This window comes from Pseudomonas sp. FFUP_PS_473, from assembly GCF_002858665.1.
Classification (GTDB): Bacteria; Pseudomonadota; Gammaproteobacteria; order Pseudomonadales; family Pseudomonadaceae; genus Aquipseudomonas; species Aquipseudomonas defluvii.
This window is the reverse complement of the sequence record NZ_PJQQ01000005.1, coordinates 20,367-39,152: the sequence shown is the minus strand read 5'-3', so window position 1 is coordinate 39,152 and position 18,786 is coordinate 20,367. Positions and strand designations below refer to the sequence as shown.

At 61.4% G+C, this 18,786-nt stretch carries 15 protein-coding genes; 11 read left to right on the top strand and 4 right to left on the bottom strand.

The window, feature by feature from the left end; translation table 11 throughout:
• Positions 1–92: 92 nt before the first annotated feature.
• The gene (locus tag CYD26_RS24950; protein WP_145991779.1) at positions 93–290 is read left to right on the top strand and encodes a co-regulatory protein PtrA N-terminal domain-containing protein; all 198 of its coding nucleotides are present in this window, start codon (positions 93–95) and stop codon (positions 288–290) included.
• Between the two features lie 51 nt (positions 291–341).
• On the opposite strand, the gene CYD26_RS04700 is transcribed toward CYD26_RS24950, so the two are convergent.
• From CYD26_RS04700 to CYD26_RS04690, 3 genes are all read right to left on the bottom strand, one after another.
• Positions 342–665: an AzlD domain-containing protein gene (locus CYD26_RS04700; protein WP_099775162.1), complete on the bottom strand. Its 324-nt coding sequence runs from the start codon at positions 663–665 to the stop codon at positions 342–344.
• Positions 662–1,360, bottom strand: a complete 699-nt coding sequence (locus CYD26_RS04695; protein WP_102051905.1) for an AzlC family ABC transporter permease — start codon at positions 1,358–1,360, stop codon at positions 662–664. The genes CYD26_RS04700 and CYD26_RS04695 overlap by 4 nt, the downstream gene beginning before the upstream one ends.
• 102 nt (positions 1,361–1,462) lie before the next feature.
• Complete coding sequence (locus CYD26_RS04690; protein ID WP_371917189.1) at positions 1,463–2,110, bottom strand: sel1 repeat family protein; 648 nt, start codon at positions 2,108–2,110, stop codon at positions 1,463–1,465.
• 349 nt (positions 2,111–2,459) lie between these two features.
• On the opposite strand from CYD26_RS04690, the gene CYD26_RS04685 reads away from it, so the two are divergent.
• From CYD26_RS04685 to CYD26_RS04675, 3 genes are all read left to right on the top strand, one after another.
• A complete protein-coding gene (locus CYD26_RS04685; protein WP_102051903.1) occupies positions 2,460–4,820 on the top strand; it encodes a DNA polymerase II in 2,361 nt (786 codons plus the stop codon).
• 247 nt (positions 4,821–5,067) lie between these two features.
• A complete protein-coding gene (locus tag CYD26_RS04680; protein WP_102051902.1) occupies positions 5,068–5,622 on the top strand; it encodes a DUF4174 domain-containing protein in 555 nt (184 codons plus the stop codon).
• Between the two features lie 146 nt (positions 5,623–5,768).
• A complete protein-coding gene (locus CYD26_RS04675; RefSeq protein ID WP_102051901.1) occupies positions 5,769–7,862 on the top strand; it encodes a TonB-dependent siderophore receptor in 2,094 nt (697 codons plus the stop codon).
• A gap of 72 nt (positions 7,863–7,934) precedes the next feature.
• Here CYD26_RS04675 and CYD26_RS04670 read toward each other — a convergent pair whose 3' ends face one another.
• Positions 7,935–9,272, bottom strand: a complete 1,338-nt coding sequence (locus tag CYD26_RS04670; protein ID WP_065758663.1) for an MFS transporter — start codon at positions 9,270–9,272, stop codon at positions 7,935–7,937.
• A 262-nt stretch (positions 9,273–9,534) separates the two neighbouring features.
• On the opposite strand from CYD26_RS04670, the gene CYD26_RS04665 reads away from it, so the two are divergent.
• From CYD26_RS04665 to CYD26_RS04635, 7 genes are all read left to right on the top strand, one after another.
• Positions 9,535–10,620 (top strand): alkene reductase, encoded by a 1,086-nt coding sequence (locus tag CYD26_RS04665; RefSeq protein ID WP_102051900.1) that lies wholly within the window; start codon positions 9,535–9,537, stop codon positions 10,618–10,620.
• The gene (locus CYD26_RS04660; RefSeq protein ID WP_102051899.1) at positions 10,617–12,470 is read left to right on the top strand and encodes a long-chain-acyl-CoA synthetase; all 1,854 of its coding nucleotides are present in this window, start codon (positions 10,617–10,619) and stop codon (positions 12,468–12,470) included. Before CYD26_RS04665 ends, CYD26_RS04660 begins: the two co-directional genes overlap by 4 nt.
• Positions 12,463–13,548, top strand: a complete 1,086-nt coding sequence (locus tag CYD26_RS04655; RefSeq protein WP_102051898.1) for an MBL fold metallo-hydrolase — start codon at positions 12,463–12,465, stop codon at positions 13,546–13,548. Before CYD26_RS04660 ends, CYD26_RS04655 begins: the two co-directional genes overlap by 8 nt.
• A gap of 67 nt (positions 13,549–13,615) precedes the next feature.
• A complete protein-coding gene (locus CYD26_RS04650; protein WP_102051897.1) occupies positions 13,616–15,283 on the top strand; it encodes a DUF1302 domain-containing protein in 1,668 nt (555 codons plus the stop codon).
• A gap of 108 nt (positions 15,284–15,391) precedes the next feature.
• Positions 15,392–16,603: a thiolase family protein gene (locus CYD26_RS04645; protein WP_102051896.1), complete on the top strand. Its 1,212-nt coding sequence runs from the start codon at positions 15,392–15,394 to the stop codon at positions 16,601–16,603.
• A 5-nt stretch (positions 16,604–16,608) separates the two neighbouring features.
• The gene (locus CYD26_RS04640; RefSeq protein WP_102051895.1) at positions 16,609–17,556 is read left to right on the top strand and encodes an OB-fold domain-containing protein; all 948 of its coding nucleotides are present in this window, start codon (positions 16,609–16,611) and stop codon (positions 17,554–17,556) included.
• 256 nt (positions 17,557–17,812) lie between these two features.
• The gene (locus CYD26_RS04635; RefSeq protein ID WP_065758669.1) at positions 17,813–18,784 is read left to right on the top strand and encodes a YCF48-related protein; all 972 of its coding nucleotides are present in this window, start codon (positions 17,813–17,815) and stop codon (positions 18,782–18,784) included.
• The last annotated feature ends 2 nt before the right edge of the window (positions 18,785–18,786 follow it).

Genomic DNA, 18,786 nt, shown 5'->3' with positions numbered 1-18,786 from the left:
TAATCAGCCGATAATCCTACACATCGACACTGCCTGGACTCACTTTCGAGTGCCGCACCGCGTGTGGCAAATCAGTCATTGGAGAAACCCGTTTGAAATGTTCCCGACTTGCCCTGATGGGTGTATTGAGTCTTGCCTCTACGTTGGCCTTGGCCGAAGGCGGCAGTGATCGCCTGCAGGCGCGCTATGAAGCGATCTTCGCCGCTCAGCAACAAGCCCCTGACAACGTAGCCTCGGTCGAAGCCCCTGAGCAGGCCGCTGAACACACCGATGCCGAGTCAGAAGGCTAGTTACACAAGCCCGCTTGCCGGCGATGCTATCGTTGGCAAGCCTTCACTGCTTCACGCCGCACCGTTCATCCACCAGCGAAAGACGAAGAAAAACGCCATGCTCAGCAGCATGCTGATCAAGGTGTTACGGGTCAACAACACCAGCACGACTGCCACCATCGAGCCCACCAGGTAGGGGTTGGCCGGGTTGAGGTCAAGCTGGTGGTCGGGCATGAAGATGATCGGCCCGCAGATAGCGGTGAGCATGCCGGGCACGGCAAAACCGAGAAATTGCCGCGCATTTGAACTCAGGCGCAATGGCAGGCGGGGCTCGAGAAAGGCGTAGCGGTTGAGAAACACGACCAGCCCCATGCCGACGATCAGCAGGAAAATCATGAGCGGCCTCCGCTCAGTTTCTGGCAGATGAAACCGGCGCTCATGCCCAGCAGGCCGGCCAGCACCAGCGCTGTTTCCCAGTGCCAGAAACTGAACAGCACTGAACTGAACAGCGAAACCGCGACGCACACCACCGTCGGCAGGTTGCGTACCAGTGGCGCAATCAAGGCTACAAACGTGGCAACGATGGAGAAGTCCAGGCCCAGTTTGTCCAGGTGCGGAATGTTCTGGCCCAGGACGATGCCGGCCAGGGTGAACAGGTTCCAGGCCACGTAGAAGGTCAGGCCTACGCCCAGCGCATACCAGCGGTTGAACTGTTGTTTGTCGTACTGGCTGGTCAGGGCGAAGAATTCGTCGGTCAGCAGAAAGCCCAGCCCCACCCGCCAGCGCACAGGCAGGTCAGAAATCACGGGGCGCATCGACAGACCGTAGAGCAGGTGCTGTGAGGTCAGTAGCAGGGTGGTCAGGATGATCGAAAACAGGTTCGCGCCGCCCTTGAGCATACCGATGGCAACCAGTTGTGCGGCACCGGCGAAGACAATTGCCGATAGCCCCTGACCTTCAAGGGGTGTCAGGTTGGCTTCAATGGCCATCGAGCCGGCCAGCAGGCCCCAGGGCGCAACGGCCAACGACAGCGGCAGGATGGCAATGGCGCCATGGATGAATGCCTGGCGGGCGAGGTGTGGGTGAGTCATGGTCTACAAACGCGACTGAACAGGGGGGCATAGCATGCCAGAGTGCCAGCTGCGCTGCTTGAGCGATCTTGTCAGGCTGCGAACTGGCGCAGGCCACCTCACTCAGCGCTGGCTGGTCAGGCGATGCTGGGCGGTTGCGCAGCCATTGGCATCAACCGCCTTGCGGTACCACATCTGGCGCTGCGGTCGGTCGACGGCACCGAGCAGTCGATAGACCTCGGCCTGAAAGTCACGTTGCTGGCCCCATTGCAGCGTCAGCCCCCGACGGCCTTGCGGTCGGCACTCCAGGCGCATGGCCGGTTGCGGGTAGTAGGTGGCATAGCGCGTGGCATCTTGTACGGCTTTCTTCAGCGCTGCCCGATAGGCATCGCTGTCGCGGTACTCGCTACACAGCGAGTTTATCTGCAGCGAGGCCGGTGCGAACCCCTGGCTGAGGCTGGCGGCAAGTAGCGGGCAGGCCTGTGCCGGTACTTCGGCGGGGCTCAGGTAGGTCATGTAGTAAAGCGCCAGTCGGTACTCGGCCACCGGGTGGTTGAGCGACGCTGCCTTGCGCAGCAGCTCCACACCTGGCGTCAGGGTTTGCACCAGTGTCGTGCCCTGGCGCAACAGGTCGTCCTGGGTTGCGTTGGCTTGCGGGCTGAAGGTACTGGCCTGGGTGTCAGCCTGCTCCAGAAACGGCAGGGCCTGGCGGTACAGCAGGTCGGCGTGAGGGTCGATAGGGCTGTCGGCCAGGCTCACGCAAGGTGCCATTATCGAAAGCACCGTCAACAGACGCAGGCAGCGGTTCACTTCGCGCAACCTGTGAGCAGGGATGAGTGCTCGACGTGTACACGCCAGAGCGAAGCAGATGAGCCGACGACGGTATGCATGGGTCGATCCGATGGTCCAGCAGTGGAAAGGGCGTTACCTGATGCTCGCTATTCTAGCGGCTGCAGGCAGACAGCTGAAGTGATGCCTTATGCCCTGTCATGCACCTTGTCGGCAAGCGGCCGCAGGGCCGTGTTATCGACATCGTTGCGGTTAAGCGCAGAGGACACGCCGGAGCGGGTGACAGCTCGGGTAGAATCGACGCTCACGATTCAGTTCAGGGGTTGCAGCGGTGGATTTACAACAGGGCTTCGTCCTGACCCGGCATTGGCGGGATACGCCAGACGGCACCCTGGTGGAATTCTGGCTGGCGACCGATGCCGGCCCACGCCAGGTGCGGCTGCCGGTGCAAACCTCCGTGGCCTTTGTCCTGGCCGAGCAGCGAGACCGCGTCGAGGCCTTGCTGGCTGGCGAGCGAGAGGTCGAACTGCGCCCGCTGGACCTCTGTGACTTCCAGCACCGCCCTGTACTGGGCCTGTATTGCCGCCACCACCGTCAGTTGATGCAACTGGACAAGCGCTTGCGTGCGGCCGGCATTGAACTGTTGGAAGCCGATGTTCGTCCGCCGGAGCGCTACCTTATGGAGCGCTTCATCACCGCGCCGGTGAGTTTCGCCGGGCGCGTCGACGCCAGCGGTGTATGGCAGGATGCTCAGCTCAAGCCCGAATCAGGCTACCGCCCGCAGTTGAAGCTGGTATCGCTGGATATCGAAACCACCGAACGCGGTGAGCTGTACTCCATTGCACTGGAAGGCTGTGGCCAGCGTCAGGTGTACATGCTGGGGCCGGCCAATGGCGACGACCAGACCGTGGATTTTGCCTTGGAGTATTGTGCCAGCCGTGCGCAATTGCTTGAGCGGCTGAATACCTGGTTGGCCCGTCACGACCCTGACGCGATCATTGGCTGGAACCTGGTGCAGTTCGACCTGCGTGTACTCCATGAGCATGCTCAAAGGCTGAAGGTCCCTTTGATCCTCGGGCGTGGAGGCGAGCCGATGGAGTGGCGCGAGCACGGCAGTCGTTCTCATTTTTTTGCCGGTGCCGCAGGGCGCTTGATCATCGACGGCATCGAAGCGTTGCGTTCGGCGACCTGGAGCTTTCCGTCGTTCAGCCTGGAAAACGTTGCCCAGACCTTGCTCGGCGAGGGCAAGGCAATCGACACGCCTTATCAGCGCATGGACGAAATCAATCGCATGTTTGCCGAGGACAAGCCGGCTCTGGCGCGCTACAACCTCAAGGACTGCGAACTGGTGACACGGATTTTCGCCAAAACCGAATTGCTCACCTTCCTGCTGGAGCGTGCCAGCGTCACCGGCTTGCCCGCGGACCGCAGTGGCGGCTCGGTGGCGGCGTTCTGTCACCTGTACATGCCGCTGATGCACCGCCAGGGGTTCGTGGCGCCCAACCTTGGTGGCCGTCCGGACGAAGCCAGCCCGGGCGGCTTTGTCATGGACTCGCGCCCGGGCTTGTACGAGTCGGTGCTGGTGCTCGATTACAAGAGTCTGTACCCGTCGATCATCCGCACGTTCCTGATCGACCCGATCGGCTTGGTCGAGGGCCTGCGCGAACCCGGCGATGCCACGTCGGTGCCAGGTTTTCGGGGGGCGCGTTTTTCGCGTACCCGGCATTGCCTGCCCTCGATTGTCGAGCGGGTGTGGCAGGGGCGTGAAGCGGCCAAGCGCGAGCGCAACGCTCCGTTGTCCCAAGCCTTGAAAATCATCATGAACGCGTTCTACGGGGTACTCGGCTCCAGTGGTTGCCGGTTCTTCGACCCACGGCTGGCATCGTCGATCACAATGCGCGGTCATGAAATCATGCGTCGCACCCGCGAGCTGATCGAGGCCCAGGGGTATGAAGTGATCTATGGCGATACCGACTCGACCTTCGTCTGGCTCAAGCGCACGCACAGTGAAGAGGATGCAACGGCCATCGGCCGACGCCTGGTGCAGCAGGTCAACCTGTGGTGGCAAGCACACCTGCAGGCAGAGTACGGCCTGACAAGCGCTTTGGAGTTGCAGTTTGAAACCCACTACCAACGCTTTCTGATGCCGACTATCCGAGGTGCCGAGGAGGGCAGCAAGAAGCGCTATGCCGGCTTGGTGCGCCGTGCAGACGGGCGTGACGAGATGGTCTTCAAGGGCCTGGAAACCGTGCGTACCGATTGGTCGCCGCTGGCCCGGCAGTTCCAGCAGGAGCTCTACCAGCGCATCTTTCTGCGCGAGCCTTACCAGGCTTATCTGCGTGACTATGTGCGGCAGACGCTGGCGGGTGAACGGGATGAGCAACTGATCTACCGCAAGCGCCTGCGTCGACCCTTGGCGGACTATCAGCGTAACGTCCCGCCGCACGTGCGTGCCGCGCGCCTGGCTGATGACTACAACGACCGTCAGGGGCGTCCACGCCAGTATCAGAATGGTGGCTGGATCAGCTACGTGATCACCTTGGCCGGGCCTGAACCCTTGGAAAACCGCAACGCGATGATCGATTACGACCATTACCTGACCAAGCAGCTGCAGCCGATCGCCGATGCAATCCTGCCGTTTGTGGGCGATAGCTTCAGTGCCTTGATTGACCGACAGATGGGGTTGTTCTAACGCGGGTGCCTTCGCGTGGATTAGATGAAACTCGATGCTGCGAGCCGATGGACGGCAGCAAAGTGCGGACCATCAGCTATCCTCTGGTTCAATGGATTCAGCCTTTCATAGCACGTCGGGTGGGGCTTGGTCATCGGAGGTTACCGTTGTCTTGCGTACATGGTCGGTACAGTCGTTTAGGCTCGCAGGTCGGATCTTTCGTCAGGATTCGTAGCCTATGGAGCATTGAAACAAGAAGGAGATGCGTATGCTCACTCGTTCACTGACCCTTGCCACCCTGCTGGCTGTTGCCTGCCCCTTGATGGCCGCTGACAGTGACGGCCCCCTCGCTCTGGAGCGGGGTAGAACCCGACCCTTGATCATCATTGCGCCCAGTACAGTAGACCCGACGCTGGTCAGCCTGAAAAAGGCCCTGGATGAACCGGCCAACCGTCAGGCGTTCACTGAGCGCAACATGGTGCTGTTCACTATCGCCAATACCATCGGTCAACGCGACGGCAAGAACATGGACCCGCAAACCACCATGGCCTTGATTCGCGAGCTCAAGCTGGGTGCCAGCGTGGGTACCAAGGTGATTCTGATGGGCAAGGATGGCGAGAAAAAGCTCGAGCGCATTGGTACGGTTGAGCCCAAGGAGCTTTTCACCACCATCGATCAGTTGCCGGCCAGCGAGAAAGAAATGGTTACGACGACACCTGTCGTGACAGAGGCTGCGCCAGGCAAGGAGGGCAAAGAGGGCAAACCGGTAAAACCGGCGAAGCCAGCAAAACCGGCAGCGCCGCCCAAGCCGCTTGAAGACTGATCATCCCCGGCACGCCAGCCCAGTGCCTGCAGCAATGCGGCAGGCACTCACCGCGATACCCTCCTTCCAGTAAATGATTCTCGCTAAGCAGTAGGATATTGCTCGCTTTATTGTTATGTTATTACATAGTTAATAAAGGAGCCCCCATGAATCACCCGCTAGGAAGGTTGTACCTTGGTCTGTCCGCAGGCCTGTTGAGCGTGCCTGTCACTGCCGAACAAACCATCGTCCTCGATGCCGTCACCGTCAGTGACAGTCGTTTTGAAGAGCGTGCCGATGGCCCGGTACAGGGTTATCGGGCCACGCGCTCCAGCACCGCGACCAAGACCGATACCGACATCCGCGACACCCCGCAGAGCATCAGTGTGGTACCCGCCCAAGTGCTCGATGACCTCAACAGCACCCGCATTGATCGCGCACTGGATTTTGCCGGGGGTGTATCGCGGCAGAACAATTTTGGTGGCTTGACCTTCCTCAACTACAGCGTGCGGGGCTTCACCACCGGCGAGTTGTACAAGAATGGTTTTGCCGTCAACCGGGGCAGCTACAGCGCGCCGGATACCTCAAGTATCGAGCGTATCGAAGTGCTCAAGGGGCCTGCTGCCAGCCTGTATGGGCGAGGTGACCCCGGCGGCTTGGTGAACATCGTGACCAAACGGCCCGAGGCCGAAGCCTTCACCCGCTTCAAGGCCAGTGCCGGCAGTTGGGACCGCTACCGCAGCAGCCTGGATGTGAACACCCCGCTCAACGACGATGGTTCGCTGCTGTCGCGGGTTAACCTGGCGGTGGAAGACAACGGCAGCTTCCGTGACCATGTCGACAGCCAGCGGCGGATCGTCAGCCCGTCGCTGAGTTGGCAGCTCAACCCGGACACGCAACTGTTCGTCGATACGGAATTCTCCCGTACCGAGTCGGTGTTCGACCGTGGTATTGCGGCCGTGAACAACGAACTGGGTTCAGTAAAGCGTTCGACCTTCCTGGGTGAACCCAACGATGGCCGTATCCGCAATGACAATCAGACGCTGGACTTGGCGCTGGAACATTACCTCAATGACAGTTGGAAGCTGCGGCTGGCCAACCATTACACCCAGGGCACCCTCAACGGTGACAGCTCGGAAGCTTCACGGGTGGTGGGAACGGCCATCAGCCGGTTCTACCGTCAGCGGAATTTTGAATGGAACGACAACATCACCCAGGCAGAACTGCATGGCCGTTTCGATGTGGGCAATTGGCAACACCAGACACTGATTGGCCTGGAGTACGAGAACTACCGCAACAGCCAGAAGTACCCGCAAAGCGCTACGACCCTGGACTATGGCCTGGATGTTTACAACCCGGTGTATGGCCAACCCAAACCTGCCATCGTCAAGGCCAACGACTTCTTCGAGCGCACCGAAAGTTACGCCCTGAACCTGCAGGACCAGATCGTTTTCACCGAACGGCTGCGGGGGTTGCTCGGCGTACGTCTTGAACATATCGAGCAGACCGCTCAGAACCGAGCAACGCAGGTCAGTAACACCCAGGAAAAAGATGCCGTTACGCCTCGGGTGGGCCTGTTGTATCAGCTGACACCGCAGGTGGGGGTGTTCGCCAACGCATCGACCTCGTTCAAGCCTAACGGCATGGGCACCCAGGGCGAGGTCTACAAGCCGGAGAAAGGCCTGGGTTATGAAACCGGGGTCAAGCTCGACCTGTTCGACAGCCGTTTGGGCGCGACGATTGCGTTGTTCCAGATCGACAAGGAAAACGTCATCACCACCGATGCCAATGGCGACAGCATCGCGGCGGGCAAGGCACGCAGCCAGGGCTTGGATGCGCAGTTCAGTGGCCAGTTGAGCGATGCCGTGCGCGTGATTGGCGCCTATGCCTACATCGACGCCGAAGTCACCAAGGGCGATGACAGCGTGCCCAAGGGCAGCGACTTGCTGGGTATCCCCCGGCATAGCGGCAGCCTGATGGCGGTGTATGAGTTCCAGGACGGTGCCTTGCGCGGTTCTGACATGGGGGTGGCGGCCAACTATGTAGGTGAGCGCTCGGGCCTTGCTGGCAGCGATTTCCGCTTGCCTGGTTACAGCACGGTCGATCTGTTGGCCCATTACAAGGCGACGGAGAACCTTACGCTCGGTTTGAACCTCAACAACCTGTTCGACCGCACCTATTACGAGCGCAGCTACAACGCAGCGTGGATCATGCCGGGTGATCCGCGCAACGTCAGCCTGAGCCTGGCCTTGAGCCTGTGATCCTGACTTGGCCCCGTGTGCCAGGCTTGCCTGCGATAGTCTCAACTCGGTTCGCGTGCGTACCTGATGCCGTCAGGCGGTAACGGCTTGTGCGGGAGGGACAGCCAGCGCCGTTTGCTTCAACTGCTGTCGATAACGCGGCAGTGCCAGCGCCAGGAAAACCGCCGCCAGCACCAGCAGCGAGACGGAAGAGGCGAGTGCATAGCGCAGCGACTCGCCGCCCAGGGTCGGGATGAAGAAATCACTGAGCATGCCAATCAGCAGCGGACCGACACCAACACCGAGCAAGGTCATCGACATCACAAAAATAGCGGTGGCCTGGGCCAGTCGCGAGGCCGGAAACAGGTGGGTGATCGCGCTCAGGCAGGGCGTCGCCCACCAGACACCGAAGAACCCGAACGCACTGTAGAACAGGAACGCTTGCGGTACGGCGATGCTGCCGATATGGAAGGCAACGCCTTGTGGCCAGAGGAAATAGGCCAGTGCAAAGGGGATGCTGATCAGCGTGCCCAACAGGGGTACACCGATTTGCCAGCCGACATCGCGCCGTGCCATTCGGTCGGTCAGCAGGCCGCAGGTCAGGGTGCCGATAGTTGAGCCGGTGCCGCCGACCACGCCGACCAGGAACCCAGCCTCCTGCAGGTTCAGGCCATGGGAGCGAATGAGGAAACTCGGGCTCCAGGTACCAATCGCATACCCGGCAATGGCCGCCGCACCGCCGGTGAGCACCAGCCACAGGAATGATGGCATCTGGAACAACTCGACCAGCGTCTTGAGCCAGCCTTCCTGCTGCAGTGCAGCCTTGTTCAGGTGCGCTGGCGGCAGCGCAGGTTTTGGCGCGCGTACGGTCAACAGCAGGAGCAGGCCAAGGAAGATACCGGGGGCGCCGATCAGCAAGAAGGCGTAGCGCCAGCCATGGTGCTGGGCAATCCAGCCGCCCAGGCCGAGGCCGACAATCGCACCCAGGCTTGAGCCCAGCATCAGCACGGCCAGTGCTGTCGAGCGGCGGCGTGCCGGGTACAGGTCCGAAACCATCGCCACTGAAGGCGCGGTACCGCCGGCTTCACCGACAGCGACGCCGATCCGTGCCAATACCAGCGTCAGAAAGCTGCCAGCCATGCCGCAGAGCATGGTCATCAGGCTCCAGGCAATGCAGCTGAAGGCAATGACCGGTTTACGCCCGATGCGATCCGACAGGCGCCCCAAAGGGAAGCCAAAAACCGTATAGAACACCGCGAAGGTCACGCCCGACAACAAGCCGATGCCGGTGTCCGATATGCCGAATTCGAGCTTCACCGGTTCGATCAGAATCGCCATCAACTGGCGGTCGATGTAGTTGAAAACGTAGATGCTGGCGAGCACGAAAAGCGCGTAATGCGTTCGCCATGTCACGGGGTTGGATGCGTTCACTGCGGGTGCTCCCGGTCTTGTTCTAGTGGGCTTGATCGTCAGTGCATCCGGCTGTTTTTTCATCGTCCGTTCAGACCATTTTTCCCGTAGTTGCGGGCATTTGGCTGCGATGTCCAGGCCGGTAAATCTAGTCTTGTCGGACGATGTTTCAGTTGCGTTCAAGGTGAATCATTCAGCCCATATCCGGTTCTGCGCAATCCCTGGCCACCTTGCGGTGAGCCGCTTGGCATCGCCGGAAACAATAAGACGTTAAGGAGCTGACATGAGCATCTTGTTCGAGCCGGTGTGCCTCGGCGAACTGCAGCTGGCCAATCGTATCGTCATGGCGCCGATGACCCGCAGTCGTGCCGATGCCGGTGCGGTGCCAAGTGCCGACATGGTCGAGTACTACCGCCAGCGTGCCAGCGCCGGGTTGATTGTTGCCGAGGGTACGGCGCCATCGGCCAGTGGCCTGGGCTATTGCCGTACACCGGCGATCTACACCGGCGAACAGATTGCCGCCTGGCGCCAGGTGACCCGTGCGGTGCATGACCAAGGCGGTCGCATCGTACTGCAACTGATGCATGTGGGGCGCGCTGCCAGCCATTACAACAAACCCGGCGGTGCGGCTACCGTGGGCCCGTCGGCGGTGCGCGCACGCACTCAAGTGTTCAGTGATGCCGTTGGCCTGGTGGACACCGATAGCCCGCAGGCGTTGACCCTGGAAGGCATCGCCGCGGTGATCGAAGACTACCGTCAGGCAGCGTTGAATGCGCGTGAAGCCGGTTTCGATGGCGTCGAGTTGCATTGCACCAGCGGCTACCTGCCGATGCAGTTCATGGCCTCGGGCAGCAACCAGCGTACCGATGCCTACGGCGGTTCGGCGAGCAACCGGGTACGGTTTGCCAAGGACGTGATCGAGGCCATGGCCGCAGCGATTGGCGCTGGCCGTGTGGGCTTTCGGATGTGCCCGGGCAACCCCTATAACGATATCGACGACCTCGACCCGGCAGGCACCGCTGTCGCACTCTGCGCCGCCGTGGCACCGCTGGGCCTGGCCTACCTGCACATCATGCGTTCACCGGTGGCGGGGCTCGATGCCTTTGCCTTGGCGCGCGAGCATAGCGCCCATGGGCTGATTCTCAACGACGGTTTTGATGGCGCTTCGGCCCGCGCCGCGCTGGAAGCGGGCGAGGGCGCAGCGGTCTCCTTCGGTCGACACTTCATTGCCAACCCCGACCTGGTCGAGCGCTTGAAGCACGGCTTGCCGTTGGCCGGGTTTGACCGCAAGACCCTCTACACCTCTGGCCCTCGTGGCTATACCGACTACCCCGTCTATCAGGCCGATGCACTGGAGGTGACGCCATGAGCTTGAGTAACCTGGCCAGCGTCCTGCCGAGCTGCCCTGTGCCCCGTGAACAGACCCAGGCGATTCTGGATCGACGTTCGGTAGCCAGCGCGCAGATCAAACCCCGTGACCACTACACCCTGGCCGATCGGCTCGAGCAGCAAGCCATTCGTCATGCCGATCGGGCGTTTCTGATCTATGGCGACGAAATCCTCAGCTACGCCGAAGTCGATGCGCGCGCCAACCAGATGGCCCATACCTTTTACGCCAACGGCCTGCGTGCCGGTGATGTCTGTGCCATCGTGATGGAAAACCGCCCGGCGTTCTTCTGCACCTGGTTTGGCCTGGTCAAGCTGGGGGTGGTGGTTGCGTTCATCAACACCCAGGTCAATGGCCGGCCCCTGTTGCATGCGCTGGAAACTACCGGGGCCAAGGCACTGGTGGTCGGGGAAGAGTGCCTGGCCAATGTCCAGGTTACCGAGGGCCTGCCTGAGCTGCCCTACTGGCTGGTACGCGACCCAGAGAACCCATGGCCCGAGGCGCTTCCCAAGGGGGTCGACGGGCATTTCGCTGCGCGCCTGGACAGTGCGCCACGCAGTGCCTTCCCCCGCGATGTGCGTGCGGACATCGAGGCCCAGGCCCCGACCTTGCTGATTTTTACCTCGGGTACCACCGGGTTACCCAAGGCCGCCCGTTACAGCCATATGCGCTGGATGTCGTCTGGCGATGTGATGGAGGTAACGCTGCAGGCCACCTGCGACGACGTGTTCTATTGTTGCCTGCCGCTGTACCACGGGGCCGCCGCCACCTCGGTGACCTCGACCGCGCTACGTGCCGGCGCGAGCATCGTCGTGCGTCGCAAGTTCAGCGTGCGTGAGTTCTGGAGCGATGTCGCCCGTCACCGTATCAGCGTCTTCCAGTACATTGGCGAAATCTGCCGCTACCTGCTCAACCGGCCGGTTGTACCGGGTGAACGCGAACATAGCCTGCGCTGCATGCTCGGTGCCGGCCTGACACCTGAGTCGTGGCAACGCTGGATTGAACGTTTTGGACCGATCCAGGTTTTCGAGGGCTGGGGTGCCACCGAAGCCAACACCAACCTGATCAATGTCGACAACTATATCGGTTCGTGCGGGCGTATACCTGACTGGAACAAGACCAACCTGCGGCTGGTGCGCTTCGATGTCGAAAATGACTGTCATCCGCGCGACGAGAATGGCTTCTATCAGCTCTGCGAGGTCGGCGAAGTGGGTGAAGCCATGGGGTTCATCGTCGATCATCCGGATATCGGCGGTGGGCGCTTCGAAGGCTATACCTCGACCGAGGCCACCGAGAGCAAGATCCGCCGCAATGTCTTTCGCGAAGGTGATGCCTACTGGAGTTCGGGCGACTTGTTGCGCGAGGACGCCGATGGCTACTGCTATTTCGTGGACCGTATCGGCGACACCTTCCGCTGGAAGAGCGAGAACGTCTCCACCCAGGAAGTCGCCGATGCCCTGGGGGATCTGCCGGGCCTTGAACTGATCAATATCTACGGTGTGCAGGTACCGGGGCATGAGGGGCGTGCGGGCATGGCCGCAGTGCTGATGCAGCCGGGGCAAGTTTTCCAGCCCGAGGCCTTGTACGCACTCACTGAAGCGTGCCTGCCGCGTTACGCCGCGCCAGTGTTCGTACGTGTGACCGCGGCGGCGGACCTGACCAGCACCTTCAAGCTGCGCAAGGTTGATTTGCAGCGCCAGGGCTATTGCCCGATTGCCTGCAGTGATCCGTTGTTCATTCGTGATGAAAGCACGCGAACCTACCAGCCCTATTCGCCAGAGGTGTTGGCGCGAGTCGGCCTGGCGCCGTTCGCAGGTGCGCATCATGGCTGATCTGGACCCGAACGGCCATGAGCTGCGCAGCGGCCTGCGCTACCCGTGGCCGCAGGCCCCGGCCGCCGGGCAGGTCTGTGAAGTCGCGCCGGGGGTGCTCTGGCTGCGTATGCCGCTGCCGTTTCGTCTGGACCATATCAACCTCTATCTGCTGCGTCATGGCGATGGCTGGGTAGCGGTGGATACCGGCATGAACACCGCGCAAACCCGCGAGGTCTGGGAGCGCGTCTTGAGTGAAGCGTGTGCGGGGCTGCCGCTGCTGGCGGTGGTCTGCACGCATTATCACTCCGACCATGCCGGTGTCGCCGCCTGGCTGGCCGAACGCTTTCGCTGCCCGGTGTACATGACCGCCTGTGAATACCAGTCGTTGTACGTCAGCGTCCCCTCTGATCAGCCGCCCGGCTGGGACTTCCTGGCGTTCTACCGCAAGGCCGGTTTCAGCAGCGAGCAGGCCGCCCAGATGTACGAGGTGATCCAGAACGGGCATTTCCGTCCCGCGCATTTCAACAGTTACCGGCGCTTGCGCGACGGCAGCCACCTGCGCATCGGCGGTCGCCTCTGGCAGGTAGTGGTCGGTCGCGGGCACTCGCCCGAACATGCCTGCCTGTTTGCTGAAGAGGATGGGCTGCTCATTTCCGGGGATCAGGTGTTGCCGCGCATCACCCCGACGGTCGGCGTGCATGCCACTGAGCCGGAAGCCGATCCGCTGCGCGACTGGCTGGCCTCCCTTGAACGCTTGCGTGGCTTACCGGACAGCGTTCTGGTTCTGCCGGCCCATGAACGGCCGTTCTTCAACCTGCATCAGCGCCTGGACCAGTTACAGGCCCATCACCAGGCGCACCTGGCGCTGCTGTTGGCCAGCTGTGAGGAGCCGCGTAGTGCGCTCGAACTGATGGCTGTGTTGTTCCCGAAGCTTTCAGGTCGTTTCGACGAACTGATGGCGCTGGGAGAAACGTTGGCGCATGCCAACTACCTCGTGGCCGAAGGGTCGCTGTTGCGGGAGGAACACCGCGGGCTTCACCAGTATCGGCGTTCCCCGCAGGGGGCACCTGCTGTCACCCCGCTCGTGGTGTTTTGAGCGGCCGGTGCAGCGGCAATGTTCAACATTCCAGGCGGCCAACCGGTTGCCCTTGAGGAGAGTCAGTGTGATCGATAAGAACAACAATAATTGTACTGGCCTTGGTTCGCGAGGTGTTCAGGCAGTCAGCCTGACGGCGGCCATCGCTTTGGTTTCGACACCGGTATGGTCTGGGGAGACGATCGAGTTTGATAACGGCACGACCCTCGACTGGTCGGTAACCACCAGCTATGGCGTGGGCGTGCGCCTTAACGATCAGAATGATCGCTTGCTTGGGGTCAACGCTGACGATGCCAACCGCAACTTCGATCGCGGCAGCCTGACCACCAACCGTGTGGGTGCGCTGGGTGAGATGATCCTGCGCAAGGACAACTACGGTGCCGTCGTGCGCGGCAGTACCTTCTACGATGATGTCTACCACCAGGAAAACGACAACGATTCGCCCGCGACCGTCAACAAGGCCGGGCGTAATGACGAATTTACCAGTGATACCCGTTACTACAGTGGTGGTCGCACGCGTTTGCTGGATGCCTACGTATTCAGTGGCTGGCGCTTTGACAATGACTCCATGCTCGACGTCAAGGCGGGCCGCCATATCGAGTCCTGGGGCGAGAGCCTTTACTACCCCGGCGTCAACGGCGTACAGAACCCCTCCGACGCGGTAAAGGCGGCGCAGCCGGGCGTTGAGGTCAAGGAAATCCTGTTGCCGGTAGGGCAGTTCTCCGGGTCCTATCGGTTGAATCCAAGCCTTACCTTTGGCGCTTATGTGCAGTACGAATGGAAAGGCACCGAGTTGCCGCCAGTGGGCAGCTACCTGTCTGGCAGTGACGTCGTCGGCCCGGGCCGCGAATTCATCATCACCCAAGGCGGCAAGGTTGCCTACCGTGGTACCGACGAGCCTCGCGACGGTGGGCAGTGGGGGGTACAGGTTCGCTACCGCCCCGTACCGGCTCTTGAATTGTCGCTGTTTCACGTCAACTACCACGACAAGAACCCGGCCACTGCGCTGGTGGGGTATGACCCGTTGCCCGTGGGTGGCGGCCTCTATGCCTTCACGCCCAACGGCTACCGGGTGAAGTATTTCGAAGACATCAAGCTGACCGGTATCAGCGCCTCGACCAAGCTGGGTGATACCCAGGTCGGTGCCGAGTGGTCCTATCGCGACGGTGCGCCGGTCATGGTCAACACTGGCCTCGGGCCGGTACCGGCCAAGGGCAAGGGCCAACAGATGCAACTGTCGGCGATCCGCATTCTCGGCGATCGGCCATGGGCCAGCCAGACCAGCCTGACGGCGGAGATTGTTCACGTGCTGGTCGACAGCGTCGAATCCACTTCGGCCGCGGGCAATCTGCAAGGCGTGAACCTGTTGCCTTCGCTGGCACCGTTGGTTGGGGAGTCGGATGACTACACCTACAAGACCAGTTCGGCCTGGCGCACCAAATCGGCCAGCGCCTACACCCTGGGCGCCTCGTTCAGCTACCCGGGCGTTTTCCAGGGCTGGGACCTTGAAGTGCCCGTGCGCTTTTCCAACGTATTCAGTGGCTCGACCCCGATGGCCGGCAGCATTTCCGGCGTTCAGGGCGACCGCCGCATGAGTATCGGTACCACATTCAAGTACCTGGGCAACCTGGAAGTCGGCATGAACGTGACCAGCTACCTGGGCGCAGCGGATGCGATCAAGCGGCCATTTGCCGACCGTGACTACGCCACGTTCTCGATGAAGTACACCTTCTGATCCCGGCTGTTTCGTCTTGACCACTCAGGTCCGGGGCAGGTTGCCTGCCTCGGGCCTTAACCATCACTTGGAAATGTCCGAAGCCCGGTGCTTCGGAGTGGAGGCACTATGGGGCTCAAAGGGCATGCAGCCATTATTGGCACCGCGCAGTACAAACCGGAGAAGTACGTGACTGCGCCGAAGATGTTTCACCTTGAACAAGTCGCCGACCTGGCGGCCCAGGCTCTGCGCGATGCGGGGCTCAGGGCTGAAGACCTAGACGGGCTGGTGATCAACGGCCCGCAGTTTCATGAGGCGTCGGTGTTCGTCCCGGCAATGGCCGCCGAGTACCTGGGGTTGCGGCTGAATTTTGCCGAAGTGGTGGACCTCGGCGGCTGTACTTCGGTGGGTATGGTCTGGCGCGCTGCCGCAGCCATCGAACTGGGGTTGTGCCAGGCGGTACTGTGCGTACTGCCTGCACGCATGGCACCGCTGGGCCCGGATGAAGACCCGAGCTGGATGGCCAGGGCCATGCGCTTTGGTGGCCACAGCACGGCGTTCGGTGCGCCGGAGGCTGAGTTTGACCTGCCCTACGGGCACATGGGCCAGAACACCGGTTACGCCATGATTGCCCAGCGGTATGCCGCCCAGTACGGCTACGATCCGGTGGCGATGGCCAAGATCGCCGTGGATCAGCGCACCAACGCCCAGGCCAACCCGCAGGCCATGTTCTATGGCCAGCCGTTGACCATTGAGCAGGTGCTGGCGAGCAAAATGGTTGCCGATCCCCTGCACATACTGGAAATCGTCATGCCCGTGGCTGGCGGTGCGGCAATGATCATCGCTTCCAAGGAAGTCGCGGCACGGGCGCGCAAGCGGCCTGCATTCATTACCGGTTTTGGCGAACACCTGGCCTTCAAGTCGCCGTCCTATGCGGCAGACATGATCCACACGCCGATTGGGCCAGCGTCGCGACGGGCCTTCGAGATGGCCGGGCTCAAACCGACCGATGTCGACGCCGCGCAGATTTACGACTGCTACACCATCACCGCGTTGCTGACCCTTGAGGATGCAGGTTTCTGTGGCAAGGGCGAGGGCATGGCGTTTGTGCGAGAGCATGACCTGACCTGGCGGGGTGATTTTCCGATGAATACCCACGGCGGGCAGCTCAGTTTCGGTCAGGCCGGTTCGGCCGGCGGCATGTCCCAGGTGATCGAGGCGGTGACGCAAATCGCCGGTTCGGCCGGCGAACGTCAGCTTGGACGCTGTGACAGCGTCTATGTCTCCGGTACCGGCGGCGTGATGAGTGAGCAGGGCGCATTGATACTTCAGGGAGCATAAGCACCATGTCCAACAATAAACCGATGCCTGTACCGACGGAAATTTCCGCACCGTTCTGGGAAGGCCTGAAGGCCCGGCGCTTACTGATTCAGCAATGCACAGCCTGTGCGCACTGGATTTTCTACCCGCGTCGGCATTGTCCCGCCTGCATGGCTCATGAGCTGGCCTGGCGCGAGGTCGAGGGCAGCGCGACGCTGTACAGTTACACGCTGACGCGCATTCCCACCTTGCCCGATTTCATGGATGAAATGCCGCAGAAACTGGCGGTTGTCGAGTTGGCCGAAGGTGTGCGCATCAACACCAACCTGGTCGGCCTGGCTGAAGACGAAATACACATCGGCATGCGCTTGAAACCGGTGTTTGCCGAGGTCGACGCCAAGGGCAATCGCTTGTTGCGCTTCACCGGCCTGGACAAGGAGGCTGCCAGCCTTGAACGCTTGCCCGCCGTCGACAGCGAACCGGCACCGACGCACTCGCAACCCGAGCCACGCAAGATCGATTTCAACGATGCTGCGAGTCTGCAGGCGCTGGTCAGTGAACAGTTCAGTGACTGGAGCAACAGCATCGTGGTGGATCAGGCCCTGATCGATGCCTTTGCGCAGTTGTCTGGCGACGACTACTGGATCCATACCGACCCTGAGCGTGCTCGTCTGCAGAGCCCGTTCGGCGGCACCATCGCCCACGGCGCCTTGGTGCAGGTGTTGCAGTCGCGGATGAAGCTGGCGCTGGGTTTCGAGATCACAGGGTTCACTACCCAGATCAACTATGGCTCCGACCGTTTGCGCTTCCCGGCGCCCGTGCCAGCGGGTTCGCGTATCCATTCGCGGGCGCGGGTCAAGCAGGTCGAACTGCTTGCCAGAGGCACCCAACTGACATTGGAGCTCAACACCCATGTCGTCGGTCATGAACGGCCGTCGGTCATCAACGATCTGGTGATTCTCTACCGGGCCTGATCGTGCCCGTCCTGCGCCCACGGCAAGGCTGTGGGCGGCATTGCCGTGCGCCTTTGCAGCGCATTTCCGACATACGCCATTCACGCCATTTTTTAAGCCGTTTGGACGATGTTTCAAACGGCCCTACACCTGAGTATCCCCCCTAGGCAATGCCCACTTAGCTCGCTGCGACCCAAGGCGTGGCGCCATACAAGAACAAGAGGATTGGCCCAATGACCCCTACTTTGCACGCGTGTCACGAACAGGAGCGTCCCTCATGCGCTCAGTGATCGGATACCTGGTCTGCCTGGTTGTCGGGCTGACCATCCTGTTTACCTTTTCCCCCAAAACCGAGCCCGAGCAGGCGAAAGTCGCGCTGCGTTCGGACCGGGTTCAAATCAACGGTTTGCTCAGCCTGGGGACACGTGTCGTGGCCGTGGGCGAACGCGGCAGCATCCTGTTCAGCGACGACCAGGGTGTGAGTTGGCAGCAGGCCAGTGTCGACCGGCAACGTGATGTCGCGCTGACTGCCTTGGTGGCACTGGGTGAGCAACGCCTACTGGCGGTCGGGCACGACGGTTGGATCCTGCGCTCCGAGGATGCCGGTAGCCACTGGCAGGAAATGCGCTACGACAACGAATTGGGCGAGCCGCTGCTGGGTATCTGGGCGGCCGGTGACGAGAGTGTCCTGGCGTTCGGCAGCTTCGGTAAGTTCTATCAGTCCGATGATGCCGGGCTGAGTTGGCGCAAGCTGGCACTTGATGTCGACAGCGCGCACCTCAACAGCATGGACGGCGGCCCTGATGGCCGAAGGATGTTGGTCGGCGAGCAAGGCCTGGTGCTGCGTACCCGCGATGGCGGCAAGCATTGGCAGACCCTGCCTGCATTTTACAGCGGTTCGTTGTTCGGCATCGTGCGCCTGAGCCCAGAGCATTGGGTGACCTATGGCATGCGCGGCCATGTATTCGTCAGCCACGACTTCGGTGATAGCTGGGCACAGGTCAACGTCGGTAACCAACTGCCGCTCTACGGGCATGTGCTGTTGCCCGACCACTCTGGCCTGGTGATCGTCGGAGCTGGCAGCTCGGTCGTTCGGCTGGATGCTCGGGGTGCGCTGGTTGGTGTCAGTCGCTTGGCCGGCCTCGGTACCTTGACCTCGGCGACGATGGTCGGTTCGCGTCTGCTGGTCGGTGGTGAGCGCGGGTTACTCCAGGGTTCTGGTGGCAGCGTTGCCGCCCTAGGTAAATGAGA